This is a genomic window from Mumia flava (genome assembly GCF_002797495.1).
In the GTDB taxonomy this organism is placed as follows: Bacteria; Actinomycetota; Actinomycetes; order Propionibacteriales; family Nocardioidaceae; genus Mumia; species Mumia flava.
Genome location: NZ_PGEZ01000002.1, coordinates 39,671 through 58,833 on the forward strand (window position 1 = coordinate 39,671; position 19,163 = coordinate 58,833).

A 19,163-nucleotide genomic window follows, 5' to 3' on the forward strand; every position below is an offset into this window, starting at 1 on the left:
GGAGGTCCGTGACCTACGCTGACCTGGTGAGACCTGCGCCGAGACGACGGGCGGAGACGGCGCTGCGGCGGCCGCTCCGCGGGGGCGTCGTCGCCGGGATCGCCGTGCCGGTCGCCGTGCTCGGCCACGTCGCCGGCGGCGGGCGTCCGCCGGGGTGGGGCCACGCCCTGGCGATGGCGGCCGCCGCGTGGGTGCTCGCGACGGCGGCGAGCCGGGGTCGCCTGCGTCTGCGGCCGGTCCTCGCGGTCCTGATCGGCGTGCAGGGCCTCGCCCACGTCTGGTGCTCGCTGCTCGGCGGGCCGGCGCACGTCCAGGTCCTGCCGATGGTGCTCGGCCACGTGGCCGCCACCGCGGCGGCGGCGGCCCTGCTGCTGCGCGGCGACCGGGCGCTGCGGCGGCTCCACGCGGTCGTCCTCGCCGGTGCCGTGCGGCGGATCCGGTACGCCGCGCGGCCCGTGGTCGCGATCCGACCCGGCCCCACGCACGCCGTCGTGCCGCCGACGGCCGGGATCTCGCCGATCGCGGCGCTGCGGGGGTGCGTCTCGCGTCGTGGCCCACCGGTGGCGTGCTGATCCCGCACCCACCCGTACCACCGACCGAGGAAGTCCCCGTTCGATGAACCGCCCTGTCCTGCGTGCCGCCGCCCTGGCCGCCGTCCTGCCGATCGCCGTGCTCGCCGGCGGACCGGCCTCCGCCCACGTCACCGTCGACTCGCCCGATGCCGCCCAGGGTGGCTGGGCGACGATCGCCTTCACCGTCCCGACCGAGTCCGAGGACGCGAGCACGACCGAGATCGAGGTCCGCCTGCCCGAGGGTGCTGACCTGGAGCACCTCTCGACCCGCACCAAGCCCGGCTGGGACGTCACGGTCGAGCCCGGCCGCACGATCACCTGGACCGCCACCGACGGCGGGATCGCTCCGGGTGAGTTCGACGTGTTCGAGGTCCGCGGCGGGCCGTTGCCGAGCGACGTCGACTCGCTCGAGTTCGTCGCCACCCAGCACTACTCCGACGGCACCGTCGTCGCCTGGGACGAGAGTGCGACCGAGGGCGGCGAGGAGCCCCAGCGTCCGGCCCCGACGCTGCCGCTGGCCCCGGCCGACGAGACCGCCGACCACCACGCGACCGACGCGACCGACTCCGACGCGACCGGAGGATCGCAGCAGGCGGCCTCCGAGGACACCGGCGGCGTCGACGGGGTCCTGCTCGGCGCGACCGCGCTCGCGCTGGCCGGGATCGCGCTCGTCGCGGCGGTCCGCCGGCGCAGGACCTCACGTTGAGGCGGATCCCCGCCGGGGCGCCGACCCGCGCCGTGGTCGCTGCACTCGTCGCGCTGGGTGCGGTCCTCGCGACCGCGCCCGGCGCCGCGGCCCACGCCGTGCTCGCGTCGAGCGACCCGACCGACGGTCAGACGATGGTGTCGTTGCCGGCGACGGTCACGCTCACCTTCAACGAGGACGTGTCCGAGCCGGCCTACGTCGTGGTGGATGCACCGGACGGCACGGAGGTGGCCTCGGGCGAGGCCGAGGTCGCGGACCGTGACGTGGTCCAGACGCTGCACGACGAGCAGATCGCGGGGGAGTACCGGATCTCCTACCGGGTGGTCTCGAGCGACGGGCACCCCGTGACCGGCACCGTGCGGTTCACCGTGACCGAGGGGCGTACCGTCGAGGACACCCGGGCGGACGAGCCGGAGGACGCCTCGGGCGTCTCCGGGTTCGTGCACCAGCACCGGGCCCACCTGCTGTGGGGTGGGGCCGGGCTGGTCGCGGCGGCGGCGCTGCTGCTCTGGCCCCGACGACGCGACGAGGACGACGAGACATGACGGTGAGCGTGCGCTGGGCTGCCGGTGCCTTCCTGGCCACGGCCGGGACCCTCTACCTCGCGCTGACGCTCGGGCACGCCGACCCCGGGTCGGTTCCGGAGGGGATCCCCGACCCCGGGGTCTTCACCGGCTGGCTGCTCCCTGCGGTGAAGGTGCTCGACGACGTCGCCGGGCTCGCGACCGCGGGCTTCCTGCTCGCGGCCGCCTTCCTGCTCCCGTCGAGCTCGCCGGAGGTCCGCGGGTTGGCGGCCGACTCCGTACGGATGGCGCGTCGCGCCGCACTGGTGTGGGCCGTCGGCACCGTCGCGTACTTCTTCCTCCAGGCCTCGTCGTTGTTCGGGACGCCGATCCCGGCCCTGTCGGGCGCGGTCCTCTACCAGCTCGCCTTCTCCTCCCAGATCGGGTGGGCGATCATCGCGCAGGGCGTGATCGCGCTCGCCGTCGCGGTGCTCGCCCGGCGCACGTTCTCGATCCGCCTGCTCGCGCTGCTGCTCGGGCTCGCGCTCGCAGGCTTCGTGCCGCAGGCTCTGAGCGGTCACTCCGCCGGATCGGGATCCCACGACCTCGCGGTCGTGAGCATGATGTTCCACCTGGCGGCGGCGGCCCTGTGGGTCGGTGGTCTGGGTGCGCTCGCCTGGATCGCGGTGCGGGGGAGCCGCCGTCTCGGCGCGGCCGTGCGGCGGTTCTCCGTCCTCGCGGCGTGGTGCGTGGCGCTGCTGGCGGTCTCCGGCGTCCTGAACGCCGCGACCCGGCTCGACGGGTGGTCGTCCCTGCTGAGCCGCTACGGCCTGCTCGTCGGGGCGAAGGTCGCCGCCCTCGTGGCCCTCGGCGTGCTGGGGTGGCTGCACCGTCGCCGGACGCTGCCGGCGTTCGACGCGGCGGACGGCGCCGGCAGGGCGGCCGACGACCCGTCGGGCGAGACGTCCGTCCTGCGCAGGCGCGCGAACCGCGCCTTCCTTCGCCTCGCCGCCGCCGAGCTCGTGGTGATGGGGATGACGGTCGCGGTCGCGGTGGCGCTCTCGCAGACCGAGACCCCCCGACCGGCGGATCTCTACACCGGGACCGCCGAGGAGCTGCTGGACGGCCCGATGCCCGCGGCGCCGACGCTCGCCCGGCTGGTCCTCGGCGTCGAGCTGAGCGGGACGGGCCTCGCGATCGTCGGGATGGGCTGCGCGCTGTACGTCACGGGGCTGCTCGTGATGCGCCGCCGCGGCGACCGTTGGCCGCTGGGGCGGACGCTGGCGTGGTTCAGCGGGATGGCGCTGGTGGCGTGGGCGACCTTCGGCGGGCTGGGCGTCTACTCGCACGCGATGTTCAGCGCCCACATGGTCTCGCACATGATCCTCAGCATGGTCGCCCCGATCCTGCTGATGCTGGGCGCGCCGATCACGCTCGCGCTGCGGACCCTGCCCGGTCCTCGCCAGCCGGGCGACGTCGCTCCGCGGGCGATGCTCGTGTCATTCCTGCACTCGCGCTTCGTCCGCGTCGTGACGCACCCGCTGGTCGCGGCCTTCCTCTTCGTCGGCAGCCTGTACGCGCTCTACTTCACGTCGTTGTTCGAGACGGCGATGTACAGCCACATCGGGCACGGACTGATGGAGGTCCACTTCCTGCTGGTCGGGTCGCTGTTCTACTACGTGATCATCGGCGTCGACCCGTCGCCGCGGCGGATCGAGCCCATCTGGCGGTTCCTGATCCTGCTGGTGACGCTGCCGTTCCACGCGTTCTTCTCCGTGGCGCTGATGGCGCAGCAGGAGGTGGTCGCCGAACAGTTCTACGTCGACCTGAACCGCCCGTTCGCGACCGACCTGCTCGCCGACCAGTACCTCGGCGGAGGGATCGCGTGGGCGATGGGGGAGGTGCCGCTGGTGATCGTGATGGCGGCGCTGTTCGTCCAGTGGATCCGTCAGGACCGCCGCGAGGCCGTCCGCCACGACCGGCGCGCCGCCCAGAACGACGACGCCGAGCTGGAGGCGTACAACGCCTACCTGGCGAGGCTGGCCGAGCAGAGCGGCCCGGGGAGCAGCGAGCCCGGTCCGGGATCCTCGTAGGATCCCGGACCGGGCTCGGCCGGTCGTACGGGTGTGTCAGCCGGTCACGGCGTCCACAGGGCCGGCGTGCTGCTGCGCGCGGCCTCGAACCGTGCCTGGACGTCGGCCCAGTTCACGATGTTCCACCACGCCTTGACGTAATCGGCCTTGACGTTCTGGTACTGCAGGTAGAACGCGTGCTCCCACATGTCGAGCATCAGCAGCGGGACGATCCCGGCGGGCAGGTTGCCCTGGTGGTCGTAGAGCTGGCAGATGATCGGGCGCTGCGCGAGCGTCTCCCAGGCGAGGATCGACCAGCCCGAGCCCTGGATGCCGAGGGCAGACGCCTCGAAGTGGGCACGGAACTTGTCGAACGAGCCGAAGAAGTTGTCGATCGCCGCACCGAGCTCGCCGTCCGGCTTGTCGCCGCCCTCGGGCGACATGTTCGGCCAGAACACGGAGTGGTTCACGTGGCCGGCGAGGTTGAACGCGAGGTTCTTCTCGAGCATGTTGACCGTGCCGAGACTCTCGGCGTCGCGGGCCTCGGCCAGCTGCTCCAGCGCCGTGTTCACACCGTTGACGTAGGTCTGGTGGTGCTTGCTGTGGTGGAGCTCCATGATCTTGCCGGAGATGTACGGCTCGAGGGCTCCGTAGTCGTACGGCAGGTCGGGCAGGGTGTACTCAGCCACTGGTCCTCCATCGATGTTCTCGAGTTGTCTTCACAGTCTCTCAGCCGGAGCGCCCGTGCAACCGTGGGGTCCCATCTGGCGAGCGCCCGTGGCCTGCCGTCGCGTGCCTGCGCTTGGTGCGTGCCGGATAGTCTGGTGCCGACCGAGCCCCGGAGGGGAGACCGGAAGCGGAGACGAGGGACACAGTGAGTGCACGGACCGACGGCCGTTCGGACCGCGTCTTCACCATCCCGAACCTCCTGAGCATGGCGCGGCTGCTCGGTGTCCCGGTCTTCCTGTGGCTGGTGCTCGTGCCCGAGGCCGACGTGCTCGCGCTCACGGTGCTGGTCGTGTCCGGGTTCACCGACTACCTCGACGGCTACCTGGCGCGGCGCCTCGGCCAGACCTCGAAGCTCGGGGCGATCCTCGACCCGGTCGCCGACCGGCTCTACATCCTCGCCGTGGTCGTCGGGCTGGCGCTGCGCGAGATCATCCCGTGGTGGCTCGCGATCCTGCTGCCGCTGCGCGACGTGCTGCTGTTCGGCCTGGTGCCGTTCCTGCGCACACGCGGATACTCCTCGCTCCCGGTCCACTTCCTCGGCAAGGCGGCCACCGCCGGTCTGCTCTACGCCTTCCCGCTGCTGCTGCTCGGCGACGACACCGGGACGGTCGCCGATCTTGCGAAGGTCTTCGGATGGGCATTCGCCATCTGGGGTGTCGCGTTGTACTGGTGGGCCGGTCTGCTGTACGTGTGGCAGGTGCGCAGACTGATGCGGTCGATGCCGCCGGTGCGGCGCGACTGAGGACACGAGGGGCGGACGACACGATGAGCGAGCCGGTGGGGCCGGGCCGCGAACCCGGAGACGCGACGGGCAACGCCACGTCGTTGCTCGAGACGGTCATGGCGCACCCGCTCGACGAGGACTACTACACCCGCGACCCCGGGTCGTCGGCGCGGCGCGGGGGCTGGGCGGCTGCCGCGGCGATCATCACGTTCGCCGCGCTGCTGACGATCGCGGCCGTGCAGACCTGGGACAACCGGCCCGCCGAGGAGAGCGAGCGGGCCCAGCTGATCGAGCAGATCGAGAACCGCAAGGCCGACATCCAGACGGTGCAGGACGACGTCGCCCAGGTGCGGGCGGACGTCGAGCGGCTGCGGCGGGAGGCGTCGGGGTCCGAGGCGCGCACGCGTGCGGAGGAGCAGCGGCGGGTGGTCGGGACGGCGGCCGTCGTCGGACCAGGTCTGCGGGCCGTGGTCGACAGCGCACCGAACGCCGAGGCGCACCCGGCGGCCGAGGTCCGCGACAAGGACCTCCAGCTGCTGGTCAACGGTCTGTGGCAGGCCGGGGCCGAGGCGGTCGCGATCAACGGCAACCGGCTGACGACGATGTCGTCGATCCGTGGCGCCGGCGATGCGATCACCGTGAACTACCGGTCGTTGAGCAGCCCGTACACGGTCTCGGCGATCGGGAGCCCCCGTACGCTTCCCGGTAACTTCGCGGAGACGGTCGCGGCACAGACGTGGCGTAGTCTGCAGCAGAACCTGGGGATGCGCTTCCAGGTGAGCGAGCCGGACTCGTTGCGGCTGCCTGCGGCACCGCGCCGCGCATCGACGATCAGGCACGCTGAGGTGCCCGAGGTGGAGGACGAGTGATCGCGCTTCTCGGACTGGTCGTGGGCGTCGCGCTCGGCCTGGTGCTCGAGCCCACCGTCCCGCCGGGCCTGCAGCCCTACCTCCCGATCGCGGTGGTCGCGGCGCTGGACGCGGTCTTCGGTGCGGTGCGCGCGTACCTCGACGGTCGCTTCGACGACAAGGTCTTCGTGATCTCGTTCGTCTCGAACGTGCTGATCGCGGCGCTGATCGTGTTCGTCGGCGACCAGCTGGGGGTCGGGTCGCAGCTGTCGACCGGCGTGATCGTCGTGCTCGGCATCCGGATCTTCTCCAACGCCGCCGCGATCCGGAGGCACCTGTTCCATGCCTGACGCGACCCCGCCCCCCGAGCAGTCCCCGCCTCCCGAGCAGCAGCCGGAGCAGCAACCGGAGCAGCAGCCGCAGGCGCCGGACAGCGCGGCCGCCTGGAGCCGGCTGCGCCATGCCCTGACTGCGCGTCCGTCGCGCGGCCAGTGGGTGGTGGCGCTGCTGTTCGTGGTGCTGGGGTTCACCGCGGTCACCCAGGTGCGGTCGACCAACGAGGAGGATGCCTACCTCGGGGCCCGTCGCTCGGAGCTGGTGCAGCTGCTCGACAGCCTGGACGCCGCGTACGACCGCCTGAGCCAGCAGCGCTCGGAGCTCGCGGCGACGCAGCGCAACCTCCAGCAGGACTCGGAGTCGAACGAGGCGGCGATCGAGGAGATCCGCAAGTCGGCCGACGCGCTCGCGATCCTTGCCGGGACCGCGCCGGCCGTCGGCCCGGGGATCACGGTCACGATCGAGGATCCGGACCAGACGGTGACGTCGTCGACCCTGCTGAACGCGATCGAGGAGCTGCGCGACGCGGGGGCCGAGGCGATCCAGGTCAACGGCGTCGTCCGCGTGGTCGCGCAGACGTACCTCACGGACTCCACGGAGGGCGGTGTGCGGATCGACGGGCGCGAGGTGAAGCGCCCGTTCGTGATCGAGGCGATCGGCGACGCGCACACCCTGGAGCAGGCGATGCTGTTCCGCGGCGGGCTCGCCGACCAGGTCGAGGCGCTGGGTGGCGAGGTCGCCGTCGAGCAGTCCGACCTGATCGAGGTCACGGCCCTGGCCGAGGAACGGGAACCGGAGTACGCTCAGCCCGCACCCTGAGCCCGAGGAGCCCGGCTTGATCCCTGACGACCTGCACTACAGCGCCGACCACGAGTGGGTTCGCCTCGACGGCGACGTGGCCACGATCGGCATCACCGACTACGCGCAGGAGCAGCTCGGCGACATCGTGTACGTGTCGCTGCCCGCGGCCGGGGAGGTGCACGAGGCCGGTGCCGCGGTCGGTGAGCTGGAGTCGACGAAGTCGGTGAGCGACCTGTTCGCCCCCGTGGCCGGCGAGGTCGTCGCCGTGAACGAGGCGCTCGAGTCGAGCCCCGAGCTGGTGAACTCCGCACCGTACGCCGAGGGCTGGCTCTTCACCGTCCGGGTGGCCTCCACCGACCTGGGCGCGACGCTGATGGACGCGGCCGCTTACGGCGCGTCGCTGGAGTCCTGACACACTGTCCGCAGGCCTGGGGTGTCGTGTTGACCACCCTGGGGCAGGCACGTAGGTTTCACAGCAACGATCCGCAACCTCGAGTCGGGGTTGAGAGTGAGCGAAGGGGTCCCCGCCGATGTCTCCCACCAACGAGGACGACCGACCGGACGTCCCCGAGAGCGCGACCGAGACGACGTCGACGATCTCGCTGCCTCCGACGGCCGAGGGCGATGCCGGCAGCGGTGGTGGGCTGACCGCGGAGGACGCCTCGGCGCTGGACGCGCTGCCGCCCGGGTCGGCCCTGCTCGTGGTGCAGCGGGGTCCGAGCGCCGGTGCCCGCTTCCTGCTGGACGCCGACGAGGTGTCTGCGGGGCGGCACCCCGACAGCGACATCTTCCTCGACGACGTGACGGTCTCGCGTCGGCACGCGATCTTCCGTCGCGGCCCTCAGGGCTACTCGGTCTCCGACGTGGGCAGCCTGAACGGCACGTACGTCAACCGTGACCGGATCGACGACGTCGCGCTGTCGAGCCGCGACGAGGTGCAGATCGGCAAGTACCGCCTGGTGTACTACCCCAGCGCAGCCAGGGGCGCCTCTTCGTGAGCCAGCCGGCACCGCACGCGGCGAGCCTGAGCATCGGCGAGGTGCTCGACGAGCTGCGGGCGGAGTTCCCGGACGTCTCGATCTCGAAGATCCGCTACCTGGAGACCGAGGGGCTCGTGGAGCCGGCGCGGACGCCGGCGGGCTACCGCAAGTTCTCCCGCGCGGACGTGGAGCGTCTCCACTTCGTGCTGCGCCTCCAGCGTGACCGCTTCTGGCCGCTCAAGGTGATCCGGCAGAAGCTTGACGACCTCGATCGCGGCCTGGCCCCCACCGACGAGGACGGGGGTGCTCTCCAGGTCCCGCGGCTGGTGCTCGGCGACGACGGGCGGCCGACGGCGCAGAGCCTCGATGTCGGCTCGGCGGGGCAGCACTACCAGCGTCCCGAGCTGCTGCGGGCGTGCGGGATCGACGAGGACCTGCTCGACCAGGCGGAGGAGCACGGCCTCGTACGGCCGGTCCGCGGGCGCTACGCCGATGCCGACCTGATGATCGCCCGCACGCTCGTGGAGCTCGCGTCGTACGGCCTCGAGCCGCGTCATCTGCGGTCGTTCCGGACGGCGGCCGACCGCGAGGTCGGGCTGGTCGACCAGGTCGTGGAGCCGATCCGCCGACGCACCGACGCCGGGGCCGCCGCACGCGCGGAGCAGACGTCGCGGGAGCTCGCCGCGCTCGGCCTCCGGCTGCACACGATGCTCGTCGCGAGCGCGCTGCAGGGCCGGAGGTAGCCCGGCTGCGATCGGACGTGCGCGGTAGGCTGAGCACGTGCGGGAGCTCGATGTGGTCGGAGTCCGGGTGGAGATGCCCAGCAACAATCCTCTCGTGCTCCTGCGCGAGACCGCGGGGCCGAGATACCTGCCGATCTGGATCGGCGCGGTGGAGGCGACGGCGATCGCCTTCGCCCAGCAGGGCGTGGTTCCGCCGCGCCCGCTGACCCACGACCTGCTCAAGGACGTCGTCGAGGCGCTCGGCGACGAGCTGAGCGAGGTGCGGATCACCGACGTCAAGGACCACGTGTTCTACGCGGTGCTGGTCTTCGAGTCGGGCACCGAGGTCGAGGCGCGGCCGTCGGACTCGATCGCGCTGGCGCTGCGGACCGGGGCTCCCATCTACTGCGACGACGAGGTGCTGACCGAGTCGTCGGTGGGGGTGCCGGACGAGGAGGAGGCGGAGGTCGAGAAGTTCCGCGAGTTCCTCGACGAGATCACTCCGGAGGACTTCGAGGAGGGCAGTTCGTGACCTGGGTCAACCTCCAGTGGAGGTTGAGGGTTGAGCGCTCGGCGCGTCGCGCCGGATGTCGTTGACCATCACCGGGACCAGACCTAGTTTGAACGGGCAAGCACGGGGCGACACGGAGGCTGCGGTGGGCGGCAGGCACGACGAGACGGACGACCGAGGCGTCGACGAGGCACGCGAGGCTGCCGGCGACCAGGGGCTGCTGTTCGACGACGACGTGTCGACGGTTCCCGAGGACACCGGGTTCCGCGGCCCGACGGCGTGCAGCGCCGCCGGGATCACCTACCGCCAGCTCGACTACTGGGCGCGCACCGGGCTGATCGAGCCGTCCATCCGCGCGGCCGGCGGATCGGGCACGCAGCGGCTCTACTCGTTCCGCGACGTGCTGCTGCTCAAGATCATCAAGAGTCTGCTCGACGCCGGTGTCTCGCTGCAGCAGATCCGGACGGCCGTCCAGCACCTGCGCGACCGCGGCACGGACGACCTGACCGCCGTCACGCTGATGAGCGACGGCGCGTCGGTCTACGAGTGCCGCTCCGCCGACGAGGTGATCGACCTCCTGCAGGGCGGACAGGGCGTCTTCGGGATCGCGATCGGCGGGGTCTGGCGCGAGATCGAGGGCACGCTCGCCGAGCTGCCCAGCGAGCGTGCCGCGGACCCCGACCACGCCGGCGGCGACCTTCCGGGCGACGAGCTCGCAGCGCGTCGCCGGGCGCGCCAGGCGGGCTGATCCACCCCGCGCGCGACCCTCGGACCACGCCGCGCGCTCACCGGCGCGCGGGGTCGCGACTGCTAGGCTGACCGCACAGCCGTCGATCTCATGTGGGAGAGCTCGCACCGTGCGTGCGGCGCCGAAGGGGCAATTCCTCCCCGGAACCTCTCAGGCACCCAGGACCACGTGGAGCAGGCGACTCTGGAGCGCGACGCCGCGTGACAGAGGGGGAGGGTGACTCGTCCCCTCCACCCGTGGGAGTCCGCGATGACCGAGCAGCCCACCCTCCGTGACCTCACCGGCGCCCGTCCGTTCGCGCAGCGGCACATCGGCCCGGACGCCGTCGAGCAGCAGACGATGCTGCGCGCCCTCGGCTACCCCGACCTGGATGCCCTGATGAGCGCGGCGGTGCCGAAGGGGATCCGCCTCGGTGAGACGCTCGGCCTGCGACGCGCCATGTCCGAGGCCGAGGCGAGCGCGGTGCTGCGCGACCTGGCCGCGCGCAACGACCCCGGTGTCGCGATGATCGGGCTCGGCTACAGCCCGACGATCACGCCCGCGGTGATCCGGCGCAACGTGCTGGAGGATCCGCGCTGGTACACCGCGTACACGCCGTACCAGCCCGAGATCTCCCAGGGCCGGCTCGAGGCCCTGCTGAACTTCCAGACGATGATCGGCGACCTCGCCGGACTGCCGACGGCGAACGCGTCGCTGCTCGACGAGGCGACCGCGGCGGCCGAGGCGATGACGCTCGCGCGACGCGCCGTCCGCGGCAACGCGGCGAAGCCGTTCGTGGTCGACGGCGGATGCCTGCCGCAGACGCTCGCCGTGGTCCGGACCCGCGCGGAGGCGATGGGGATCGAGATCGTGGAGGCGGACCTGTCGGCCGGGCTGCCCGAGGGTGATCTCTGCGGCGCGCTGATCGCGTACCCGCGCGCCGACGGAGGGGTCGGCGACCCGTCCGACCTGATCGCGGCCGTGCACGACCGCGGCGCGATCGCGGTCGTCGTCGCCGACCCGCTGGCGCTGTGCCTGCTCGAGGCGCCGGGCGCGATGGGCGCGGACGTGGTGGTCGGCTCGAGCCAGCGGTTCGGCGTGCCGATGTTCTACGGCGGTCCGCACGCCGGCTTCATGGCGGTCCGCTCGGGGCTCGAGCGGCACCTGCCGGGCCGGCTCGTCGGCGTGTCCGTCGACGCCGAGGGCCGGCCGGCGTACCGGCTCGCCCTGCAGACCCGCGAGCAGCACATCCGCCGTGACCGCGCGACCTCGAACATCTGCACCGCGCAGGTGCTGCTCGCCGTCGCCGCGGCGATGTACGCGGTCTACCACGGTCCCGAGGGCCTCCGCGCGATCGCGACGCAGGTGCACCGCAGCGCGGCCGTGCTCGCGGCGGGCCTCCGTACGGGCGGGGTCGAGGTGCTCGCCGACACGTTCTTCGACACGGTGGTCGCCCACGTGCCGGGAGGCGCGGACGCCGTCGTCGCCGCCGCGCGCCGCGAGGGCATCCACCTGCGCCGCGTCGACGCCGACCACGTGGGCGTCTCGACGTCGGAGGTGACGACGCCGGCGCACCTGGAGACGGTGTGGCGTGCGTTCGGCCTCGACGACCTGGACCTGGACGCGGTCGACGCGTCGACCCCGGACGCGCTTCCGCACGGGCTGCTGCGGACCGAGCCGATGCTGCAGCACCCGGTCTTCGGGACGCACCACAGCGAGACCGAGATGCTGCGCTACCTCAAGCGCCTCGGCGACCGGGACTTCGCGCTGGACCGCGGGATGATCCCGCTCGGCTCGTGCACGATGAAGCTGAACGCGACCACCGAGATGGAGCCGATCAGCTGGCCGGGGTTCGCGGAGCTCCACCCGTTCGTCCCCGCCGAGGACGCGATCGGGATGCTCACCCTGATCGAGCAGCTCGAGGGGTGGCTCGCCGAGGTCACGGGGTACGCCGCGACCTCGGTGCAGCCGAACGCCGGCTCGCAGGGGGAGCTGGCGGGACTGCTGGCCATCCGCGGGTACCACCGCAGCCGCGGGGAGGCATCGCGCGACGTGTGCCTGATCCCGTCCTCCGCGCACGGCACCAACGCCGCGTCGGCGGTGATGGCCGGGATGCGGGTCGTCGTCGTGGCGGCGTCCGACGACGGCGAGGTCGACCTCGACGACCTGCGGACGAAGTGCGCGGAGCACGCCGAGGACCTGGCCGCGATCATGGTCACCTACCCGTCGACCCACGGCGTCTACGAGCACGGCATCACCGAGCTGTGCGACGTGGTCCACGAGGCGGGCGGCCAGGTCTACGTCGACGGTGCGAACCTCAACGCCCTGCTCGGGCACGCGAAGCCCGGCGAGTTCGGCGGCGACGTCTCCCACCTGAACCTGCACAAGACGTTCTGCATCCCGCACGGGGGTGGAGGTCCGGGCGTCGGTCCGGTCGGGGTGGCCGAGCATCTCGTGCCGTTCCTGCCGAGCCACCCGCTCGCACCGCTGTCGCGGCACCGCGAGGGCGTCGGGACGATCAGCGCGGCGCCGTACGGGTCGGCCGGGATCCTGCCGATCTCGTGGGCGTACGTCGCGATGATGGGGGCCGAGGGGCTCACCGAGGCGACGTCCGTCGCGGTGCTGTCGGCGAACTACGTCGCGCGGCGGCTCGCCGATGCGTACCCGATCCTCTACGCCGGGGACCACGACCTCGTCGCGCACGAGTGCATCCTCGACCTGCGCGACCTCACCAAGCGCACCGGCATCACCGTCGAGGACGTCGCGAAGCGGCTGATCGACTACGGCTTCCACGCCCCGACGATGAGCTTCCCGGTCGCGGGCACGCTCATGGTCGAGCCGACCGAGTCGGAGCCGCTGGTCGAGCTCGACCGGTTCTGCGACGCCATGCTGGCGATCCGCGCGGAGATCGACGCGGTCGCCGCCGGCGACGTCAGCGCCGAGGACAGCCCGCTGCGCGGGGCGCCGCACACGATGGCCGCCCTGGCGGGCCCGTGGGACCGGGCCTACGACCGCGACCGCGGTGCGTTCCCGTCGGGCAGCCACGTGGACAAGTACTGGCCCGCGGTCGCCCGGATCGACCAGGCTTACGGTGACCGCAACCTGGTCTGCGCCTGCCCGCCGCCGGATGCCTTCGCCGACGCCTGAGGCCGACGAGGACCGCACCCGACGTCCGATCCCCGAGGAGCCCGTGTGAGCCCCGCTCTGCCGTCCACCGCCGTCCATCTCGATGCTGCGCTCGCCGCGGAGCAGGTGCGCTCCCGGATGCCTTCGCTGGTCGCGGCGGTGGTGCGCAGGGGCGAGGTGGTGTGGTCGGGCGCGCGCGGCCGTACGGTCCGTGCCGGCGAGGACGAACGCCCGTCCGCGGACACCCAGTACCGGATCGGCTCGATCACGAAGTCGCTGGTCGCGGCGCTCGTCCTGCTCGCCCGCGAGGACGGGCTCGTGGACCTGGCCGAGCCGGTCGGGCGGTACGTCCCCGACGTCCCGTTCGGCGACGCGACCGTCCGGTCGCTGCTCGCCCATGCCGGTGGGCTCCCGGCGGAGCCTGCGGGGTCGTGGTGGGAGCGCAGCCCCGGCGTGTCCTACGAGGCCCTGGCGGCCGCGCACGCCGACGCGCAGCGGGTCCTGCCCACGGGGGAGCGGTTCCACTACTCGAACCTCGCGTACGGGATCCTGGGTCGCCTGGTCGAGACCGTGCGGGGACGGGGCTGGTACGCCGATCTGACCGAGCGGATCCTGGAGCCGCTCGGCATGACGCGGACGAGCTACGACGCCGAGGGCGACGCCGCGCAGGGCTACGCGGTGGAGGCGCTCACGGGCGCCGTGGTGCCCGAGCCGCACCAGGACACCGGCGCCATGGCGCCCGCGGGTCAGCTGTGGAGCACGACGGGCGACCTGGCCCGGTGGCTCACCGAGATCGCCGACCCGCGCGTGCTGAGCCCGGCGAGCGTCACCGCGATGGTCACGCCGCAGTCCGCGGGGCCGGACGACGCCCTCGCCGCGACGTACGGGCTGGGTCTGCAGCAGGTCGCGGACGGCGACCGGGTGCTGGTCGGGCACGGGGGGTCGATGCCCGGCTTCCTCGCGGGCGCCTGGGTCGACCGTGCGTCCGGCGTCGGGGTGGCGCTGCTGGCCAACGGGGCCTACGGCCTCGACGGCCGCGGGCTCGTGAGCACGCTGGTCGGGACGCTGCTGGCGCACGAGCCGACGGTCGCGGACGAGTGGCTGCCCACCGCCGAGGTTCCCGCGGCCGTCCGGGAGATCCTCGGCACCTGGCACTGGGGACACCAGCCGTTCGTGCTGTCCTACGCCGACGGCGCGATCCGCCTCTCGGCCGACGGCGGACGGTCGTTCACCTTCGTCCCCGACGCGCCCGATGCGTGGGTCGGCACCAGCGGCTACCACGACGGCGAGACCCTGCGGGTCGAGCGGCGGCGCGACGGCAGCGTCAGCCACCTCGACGTCGGGACGTTCTGCTACACCCGGGTGCCGTACGACCCGTCGGCACCGATCCCGGGGGAGGACTGAGGCTCGGCCGCGCCGGCCCGCTCCCACCAGTCACGGACCTGCGCGAGCGCGGGACCGGGAGCCTTCGCCCAGGCGATGTGGTCGATCGTGACGTCGTCGGGGGCGGCGGACCGCTCGTAGGTCCAGTCGGTGACCGCCTGCGGCTCGAACACCCGAGCCAGCGCCCGGCACGCGCGCGGCACGGAGAGGGTGTCGCCCTCCACCTGGAGGACGAACGCCGGGACGTCGAGCGCGTGGCGCGGGAGGGCTCCCTCCGGGTGCGGGAAGCGCCGGCGTCGCACCAGGCGGGCCCACTGCCGCATCAGCGTGCGGGGCTGCGGACCGGCGAAGCCCTTGCTCGGCCAGTGTCCGCGGACGGCCGTGACCAGCGGCACCGACGCGGCGAGCGCCCAGATGCCCCAGGCGCGTGCGCCGTAGTACGGGTAGTACGGGACGGAGGCGCCGGCCAGCACGACGCCGTCGAGGTCGCCGCCGGACAGCAGGTACGAGATCGCGACCTGTCCGCCGAGGCTGTGGCCGAGCACGAGCACGGGCACACCAGGGTGTGCGTCACGGAACCGGTGGACGTGCTTGTCCAGCGACGCGACCAGCTCCTGGTACCCCCAGTCGTTGTCCCGGCTCGGGGGCTCGGTGTCACGATCGATCCCGCGCGCGGCCAGGGTGCACGCCGACCAGCCGAGCGAGGCGATCTCCTTCTCCAGGGCACGGTAGAAGCGCGACGGGACCCCCATGGCGGGGGCGATCACGACGTGCGGTGCGCCTGCGTTGGTCATCAGCTCTCGTCTCATCGACAACGGTGGGGAGCCGGTACGTCCGGCTCAGGGCCGCAGGCGAGTCTAGGACGGGTGCCCGGATGCGCAGAAGGGCCCCCGGTGTGGCCCTCGTCACCCGGTCGCCTCATCCGATGATGGGGCGCTCCTGCGGGTACTGGTAGCGCTGCGGCCGCTCGCGCAGGGCCAGGGCCGAGGCGAGGGTGATCGGGCCGAGGCGGCCCACGAACATGAGCCCGATCAGGACGAGGTCGCCGCCGGGCGGGAGGTCCGTGGTCAGACCGGTGGACAGCCCGACGGTCCCGAACGCGGAGACCACCTCGAACATGACCGCCTCGAACGCCTCGTCGGCCATCACGAGCAGCGCGGTCGTCGCGGAGACCACCAGTCCGACGCCGAGCAGCGCCACGGTCAGCGCCTGTCGGATCACGGCTGCCGACAGCGTGCGCTGGAAGATCACCGCGGCTCGTTCGCCGCGGACCTCGGCCCAGATCGCGGCGGCGAGCACGGCGAACGTCGTGACCTTGATCCCGCCGGCCGTGCCGGCCGAGCCGCCCCCGATGAACATGAGCACGCACGTCACGAGCAAGGTGGCCTGCCCGAGCGCACCGATGTCGACCGCGTTGAAGCCCGCCGTCCGGCTCATCGTGGACTGCACGAAGGCGTTCATGAGCTTCTCGTCGGTCGGCATCGCGCCGAGCGTGGCCGGGTTGCGCCACTCGAGCACGGCGACGGCGAGGGTGCCGACCACGAGCAGCACGACGGTCGCGAGCAGCGTCAGGCGCAGGTGCAGCGACCAGCCCCGACGACCGGTCGTGCGTTGCACCGCACGGTGGCGCAGGGCCTCGACGATCACCGGGAAGCCGAGTCCACCGAGGATCACCGCGGCGCAGATCGGGAGCAGGATCCACGGGTCGCCCGCGTAGCCGACCAGGCTGTCGGAGTTCAGGCTGAAGCCGGCGTTGTTGAAGGCCGAGACCGCATGGAAGACGCCGTGGTAGGTCGCGGTCGCGAGGCTGTCGCCGTAGGCGGTCATGTAGCGGACCGTGAGGACGAGCGCGGTGACGGCCTCCACGGCCACGGTCACGACCGCGATCCGTGCGAGCGTCCGGCGGAGGTCTCCGATGCCGAGCGACTTGGTCTCCGCCTGCGTGTTGAGGGTCAGGCGCAGCCTGAGCTTGCCGGCGACGAGCTGTGCGAGCAGCGAGGCGAGGGTCATGATCCCGAAGCCGCCGACCTGGATCAGCGCGAGGATCGCCACCTCGCCGAACGTGCTCCAGTGCCCGGGGGTGTCGACCACGGCCAGGCCGGTCACGCACACCGCCGACGTGGCGGTGAACAGCGCGGTCACGAGCGAGGTCCCGGTGCCGTCCTCGCTCGAGACCGGCAGGGCGAGGACGGCGGTTCCCAGGGCGATCAGGGCGCCGAACGACAGCGCGATCGTCCGGGCCGGGTGGAATCGCCCGAGAACGCTCGCCCAGGGCCGCAGCCGCGCCACGCGCCGGCCGCTCAGCCGGCCACGGCGGGCTGGGGGACGTGGTGGAGGACGACGCGTCCGTCGCGAGCGAAGGCCGCCAGCGTGATCGCGGCACGCTCGGCCAGGTCGATCGCGAGCGTCGTCGGAGCGCCGACGCCGACGACCGCGCCGATCCCGGCGACTGCGGCCTTCTGGACGATCTCGAACCCCACACGGCCGCTGGTGCACAGCGCGTCCCCGGCGACGTCGACGCGGTTGAGGAGCGCGTACCCGACGGCCTTGTCGACGGCGTTGTGCCGGCCCACGTCCTCGCGCACCACGACCGTGCCGCTGTCGGCGGTGCTCGTGTCGTCGGTGAAGATTCCCGCGGCGTGCGCGCCGCCGGTGCGGTCGAACTGCTGCTGGCGGGTGCGCAGCCGGTCGGGGAGCGCGGCGAGCAGCGCCGGATCCCACGGAGGAGCGGGCGCGGCGTGCGCGCGATCCGAGGCGGTGCGCCCGGCGAGCGCCTCGACCTCGTCGAGGGAGTCGGTCCCGCAGACGCCGCAGGCCGACGTGGCGCGGGCCTGCCGGTCCACCCAGGAGCGGCGCACCGGCCCCGTGAGGTCGACCGTGACGACGTTGAACCTCTGGTCGGGCCGCAGCGTCTCGTCGGTGCAGTACGCGACCCGGGCGAGGTCGTCGATCCCCGCGACGACGCCCTCCGCGAGCAGCAACCCGGCAGCCAGCTCGAAGTCCGCGCCCGGCGTGCGCATCGTCACGCCGAAGCGGCGCGGGGGCTCGCCTGCGGCCGACACCCGGATCTCGAGCGGCTCCTCGGTCAGCACGCGGTCCTCGCGGGCGCGCAGCGAGCCGTCGGCCCACTCGACCACGCGTCGCCTCGCGGTGGGTCTGCTCATGCTCCGAGCCTACGGCGGTGGGGCCGGCGCGCAGCGCAGGACTAGCATCACCAGCATGACGAGTCACCGCCCACCGGCCCTCGATCCCGACGATCTGCTCGGGATCGACGACGTCCTCGACGCCGAGGAGATCGCGATCCGCGACACCGTGCGCGAGGTCCTGGCCAAGGAGGTCACGCCGCACGTCGCCGGCTGGTTCGAGTCCGGCGAGCTGCCGGGCGTCCGGGACCTCGCGAGGACGTTCGGCTCGCTCGGGCTGCTCGGGATGCACCTCGACGGGTACGGGTGCGCGGGCGCGAGCGCCACGGCGTACGGCCTGGCGTGCCTGGAGCTGGAGGCCTGCGACTCCGGGATCCGCTCGATGGTGTCCGTGCAGGGGTCGCTGGCGATGTTCGCGATCCACGCGTTCGGGTCCGAGGAGCACAAGCAGGAGTGGCTGCCGCGGATGGCGTCCGGCGAGGCGATCGGGTGCTTCGGGCTGACGGAGCCGGACGCCGGATCCGACCCGGCGAGCATGCGGACCCGCGCCCGCCGCGACGGCGACGACTGGGTGCTCGACGGCGCCAAGATGTGGATCACGAACGGCTCGGTCGCGGACGTCGCCGTGGTCTGGGCCCGCACCGACGAGGGCGTGCGCGGGTTCGTGGTCCCGACGGCCACGCCGGGCTTCGAGGCACGCACGATCAAGCACAAGATGTCGCTGCGCGCGTCGATCACCTCCGAGCTGGTGCTGGACGGCGTCCGGCTGCCGGCCGACGCGGTGCTGCCCGACGTGACCGGCCTTCGGGGCCCGCTGTCGTGCCTGAGCGAGGCGCGCTACGGGATCGTCTGGGGTGCGATGGGCGCCGCGCGGTCGTCGTACGAGGCCGCGCGGGACTACGCGCTGAGCCGCGAGCAGTTCGGGGCGCCGATCGCGTCCTTCCAGCTGACCCAGGCGAAGCTCGCCGACATGCTGCTCGAGCTCCAGAAGGGCGTCCTGCTCGCGCTGCACCTCGGCCGGCGCAAGGACGCGGTCGGGCTGCGCCCGGAGCAGGTCAGCGTCGGCAAGCTCAACAACGTCCGCGAGGCGCTGGAGATCTGCCGCACGGCCCGCACGATCCTCGGCGCCAACGGCATCTCGCTCGAGTACCCGGTGATCCGGCACGCGAACAACCTCGAGTCCGTCCTCACCTACGAGGGCACCTCGGAGATGCACGCGCTGATCGTCGGCCAGGCGATCACCGGGATCCCCGCCTTCCGGCCGCCGCAGGCCTGAGGGA

At 72.7% G+C, this 19,163-nt stretch carries 20 protein-coding genes and 1 riboswitch; of the genes, 16 read left to right on the plus strand and 4 right to left on the minus strand.

Annotated elements, in window-relative coordinates:
• Window positions 1-26 precede the first annotated feature (26 nt).
• The 4 genes from CLV56_RS14305 to CLV56_RS14320 are packed head-to-tail and all read left to right on the plus strand — an operon-like array spanning window position 27 to window position 3,874.
• The gene (locus tag CLV56_RS14305; protein ID WP_157805176.1) at window positions 27-572 is read left to right on the plus strand and encodes a hypothetical protein; all 546 of its coding nucleotides are present in this window, start codon (window positions 27-29) and stop codon (window positions 570-572) included.
• A gap of 43 nt (window positions 573-615) precedes the next feature.
• The gene (locus tag CLV56_RS14310; RefSeq protein WP_100415188.1) at window positions 616-1,278 is read left to right on the plus strand and encodes a YcnI family copper-binding membrane protein; all 663 of its coding nucleotides are present in this window, start codon (window positions 616-618) and stop codon (window positions 1,276-1,278) included.
• Window positions 1,275-1,823 carry a copper resistance CopC family protein gene (locus CLV56_RS14315; RefSeq protein WP_157805177.1) on the plus strand — a complete coding sequence of 183 codons (549 nt, stop codon included), beginning with the start codon at window positions 1,275-1,277 and terminating at the stop codon, window positions 1,821-1,823. Before CLV56_RS14310 ends, CLV56_RS14315 begins: the two co-directional genes overlap by 4 nt.
• Window positions 1,820-3,874, plus strand: coding sequence for a bifunctional copper resistance protein CopD/cytochrome c oxidase assembly protein (locus CLV56_RS14320; RefSeq protein WP_039361794.1), 2,055 nt, complete (start codon window positions 1,820-1,822; stop codon window positions 3,872-3,874). Before CLV56_RS14315 ends, CLV56_RS14320 begins: the two co-directional genes overlap by 4 nt.
• Window positions 3,875-3,918: 44 nt before the next feature.
• Here the strand turns inward: CLV56_RS14320 and CLV56_RS14325 are convergent, their stop codons facing one another.
• On the minus strand, window positions 3,919-4,542 hold the full coding sequence (locus tag CLV56_RS14325; protein ID WP_039361796.1) for a superoxide dismutase: 624 nt from the start codon (window positions 4,540-4,542) through the stop codon (window positions 3,919-3,921).
• Between the two features lie 185 nt (window positions 4,543-4,727).
• On the opposite strand from CLV56_RS14325, the gene clsA reads away from it, so the two are divergent.
• The 11 genes from clsA (at window position 4,728) to CLV56_RS14380 (ending at window position 14,761) form a co-directional block, all read left to right on the plus strand.
• The gene (clsA, locus tag CLV56_RS14330; protein WP_039361798.1) at window positions 4,728-5,324 is read left to right on the plus strand and encodes a cardiolipin synthase ClsA; all 597 of its coding nucleotides are present in this window, start codon (window positions 4,728-4,730) and stop codon (window positions 5,322-5,324) included.
• Between the two features lie 23 nt (window positions 5,325-5,347).
• The gene (locus CLV56_RS14335; protein WP_157805178.1) at window positions 5,348-6,175 is read left to right on the plus strand and encodes a DUF881 domain-containing protein; all 828 of its coding nucleotides are present in this window, start codon (window positions 5,348-5,350) and stop codon (window positions 6,173-6,175) included.
• Entirely contained in the window at window positions 6,172-6,504 is a 333-nt protein-coding gene (locus CLV56_RS14340) for a small basic family protein (RefSeq protein ID WP_039361800.1), read from the plus strand. The genes CLV56_RS14335 and CLV56_RS14340 overlap by 4 nt, the downstream gene beginning before the upstream one ends.
• Window positions 6,497-7,309 (plus strand): DUF881 domain-containing protein, encoded by an 813-nt coding sequence (locus tag CLV56_RS14345; protein ID WP_039361803.1) that lies wholly within the window; start codon window positions 6,497-6,499, stop codon window positions 7,307-7,309. The genes CLV56_RS14340 and CLV56_RS14345 overlap by 8 nt, the downstream gene beginning before the upstream one ends.
• A 16-nt stretch (window positions 7,310-7,325) precedes the next feature.
• Window positions 7,326-7,703: a glycine cleavage system protein GcvH gene (gene gcvH / locus CLV56_RS14350; RefSeq protein ID WP_039361805.1), complete on the plus strand. Its 378-nt coding sequence runs from the start codon at window positions 7,326-7,328 to the stop codon at window positions 7,701-7,703.
• Between the two features lie 118 nt (window positions 7,704-7,821).
• A complete protein-coding gene (locus CLV56_RS14355) occupies window positions 7,822-8,289 on the plus strand; it encodes an FHA domain-containing protein (RefSeq protein ID WP_039361808.1) in 468 nt (155 codons plus the stop codon).
• Window positions 8,286-9,014 carry a transcriptional regulator FtsR gene (gene ftsR / locus CLV56_RS14360; RefSeq protein WP_039361810.1) on the plus strand — a complete coding sequence of 243 codons (729 nt, stop codon included), beginning with the start codon at window positions 8,286-8,288 and terminating at the stop codon, window positions 9,012-9,014. The genes CLV56_RS14355 and ftsR overlap by 4 nt, the downstream gene beginning before the upstream one ends.
• 37 nt (window positions 9,015-9,051) lie before the next feature.
• On the plus strand, window positions 9,052-9,525 hold the full coding sequence (locus CLV56_RS14365) for a bifunctional nuclease family protein (protein ID WP_039361813.1): 474 nt from the start codon (window positions 9,052-9,054) through the stop codon (window positions 9,523-9,525).
• A gap of 124 nt (window positions 9,526-9,649) precedes the next feature.
• Window positions 9,650-10,252 (plus strand): MerR family transcriptional regulator, encoded by a 603-nt coding sequence (locus CLV56_RS14370; protein WP_039361815.1) that lies wholly within the window; start codon window positions 9,650-9,652, stop codon window positions 10,250-10,252.
• Between the two features lie 83 nt (window positions 10,253-10,335).
• A riboswitch (glycine riboswitch) is annotated at window positions 10,336-10,429 on the plus strand.
• A gap of 72 nt (window positions 10,430-10,501) precedes the next feature.
• Window positions 10,502-13,378 (plus strand): aminomethyl-transferring glycine dehydrogenase, encoded by a 2,877-nt coding sequence (gcvP, locus tag CLV56_RS14375; protein WP_039361817.1) that lies wholly within the window; start codon window positions 10,502-10,504, stop codon window positions 13,376-13,378.
• Window positions 13,379-13,423: 45 nt separating this feature from the next.
• Complete coding sequence (locus tag CLV56_RS14380) at window positions 13,424-14,761, plus strand: serine hydrolase domain-containing protein (protein WP_039361819.1); 1,338 nt, start codon at window positions 13,424-13,426, stop codon at window positions 14,759-14,761.
• Here the strand turns inward: CLV56_RS14380 and CLV56_RS14385 are convergent.
• The 3 genes from CLV56_RS14385 to CLV56_RS14395 form a co-directional block, all read right to left on the minus strand.
• The gene (locus tag CLV56_RS14385; protein WP_157805179.1) at window positions 14,710-15,534 is read right to left on the minus strand and encodes an alpha/beta fold hydrolase; all 825 of its coding nucleotides are present in this window, start codon (window positions 15,532-15,534) and stop codon (window positions 14,710-14,712) included. The genes CLV56_RS14380 and CLV56_RS14385 overlap by 52 nt on opposite strands.
• 124 nt (window positions 15,535-15,658) lie before the next feature.
• Window positions 15,659-17,029 (minus strand): TrkH family potassium uptake protein, encoded by a 1,371-nt coding sequence (locus CLV56_RS14390; RefSeq protein ID WP_100415193.1) that lies wholly within the window; start codon window positions 17,027-17,029, stop codon window positions 15,659-15,661.
• Between the two features lie 11 nt (window positions 17,030-17,040).
• Complete coding sequence (locus tag CLV56_RS14395; protein ID WP_039361820.1) at window positions 17,041-17,904, minus strand: formate dehydrogenase accessory sulfurtransferase FdhD; 864 nt, start codon at window positions 17,902-17,904, stop codon at window positions 17,041-17,043.
• Between the two features lie 55 nt (window positions 17,905-17,959).
• On the opposite strand from CLV56_RS14395, the gene CLV56_RS14400 reads away from it, so the two are divergent.
• Window positions 17,960-19,159: an acyl-CoA dehydrogenase family protein gene (locus tag CLV56_RS14400; protein ID WP_039361822.1), complete on the plus strand. Its 1,200-nt coding sequence runs from the start codon at window positions 17,960-17,962 to the stop codon at window positions 19,157-19,159.
• Window positions 19,160-19,163 lie beyond the last annotated feature (4 nt).

Coding starts and splice junctions, on each gene's coding strand:
- CLV56_RS14320 (WP_039361794.1), top strand. CDS start 1,820: ATGACGGTGAGCGTGCGCTGGGCTGCCGGTGCCTTCCTGGCCACGGCC.
- CLV56_RS14335 (WP_157805178.1), top strand. CDS start 5,348: ATGAGCGAGCCGGTGGGGCCGGGCCGCGAACCCGGAGACGCGACGGGC.
- CLV56_RS14355 (WP_039361808.1), top strand. CDS start 7,822: ATGTCTCCCACCAACGAGGACGACCGACCGGACGTCCCCGAGAGCGCG.
- CLV56_RS14345 (WP_039361803.1), top strand. CDS start 6,497: ATGCCTGACGCGACCCCGCCCCCCGAGCAGTCCCCGCCTCCCGAGCAG.
- CLV56_RS14400 (WP_039361822.1), top strand. CDS start 17,960: ATGACGAGTCACCGCCCACCGGCCCTCGATCCCGACGATCTGCTCGGG.
- gcvP (WP_039361817.1), top strand. CDS start 10,502: ATGACCGAGCAGCCCACCCTCCGTGACCTCACCGGCGCCCGTCCGTTC.
- CLV56_RS14385 (WP_157805179.1), bottom strand. CDS start 15,534: ATGACCAACGCAGGCGCACCGCACGTCGTGATCGCCCCCGCCATGGGG.
- CLV56_RS14395 (WP_039361820.1), bottom strand. CDS start 17,904: ATGAGCAGACCCACCGCGAGGCGACGCGTGGTCGAGTGGGCCGACGGC.
- CLV56_RS14310 (WP_100415188.1), top strand. CDS start 616: ATGAACCGCCCTGTCCTGCGTGCCGCCGCCCTGGCCGCCGTCCTGCCG.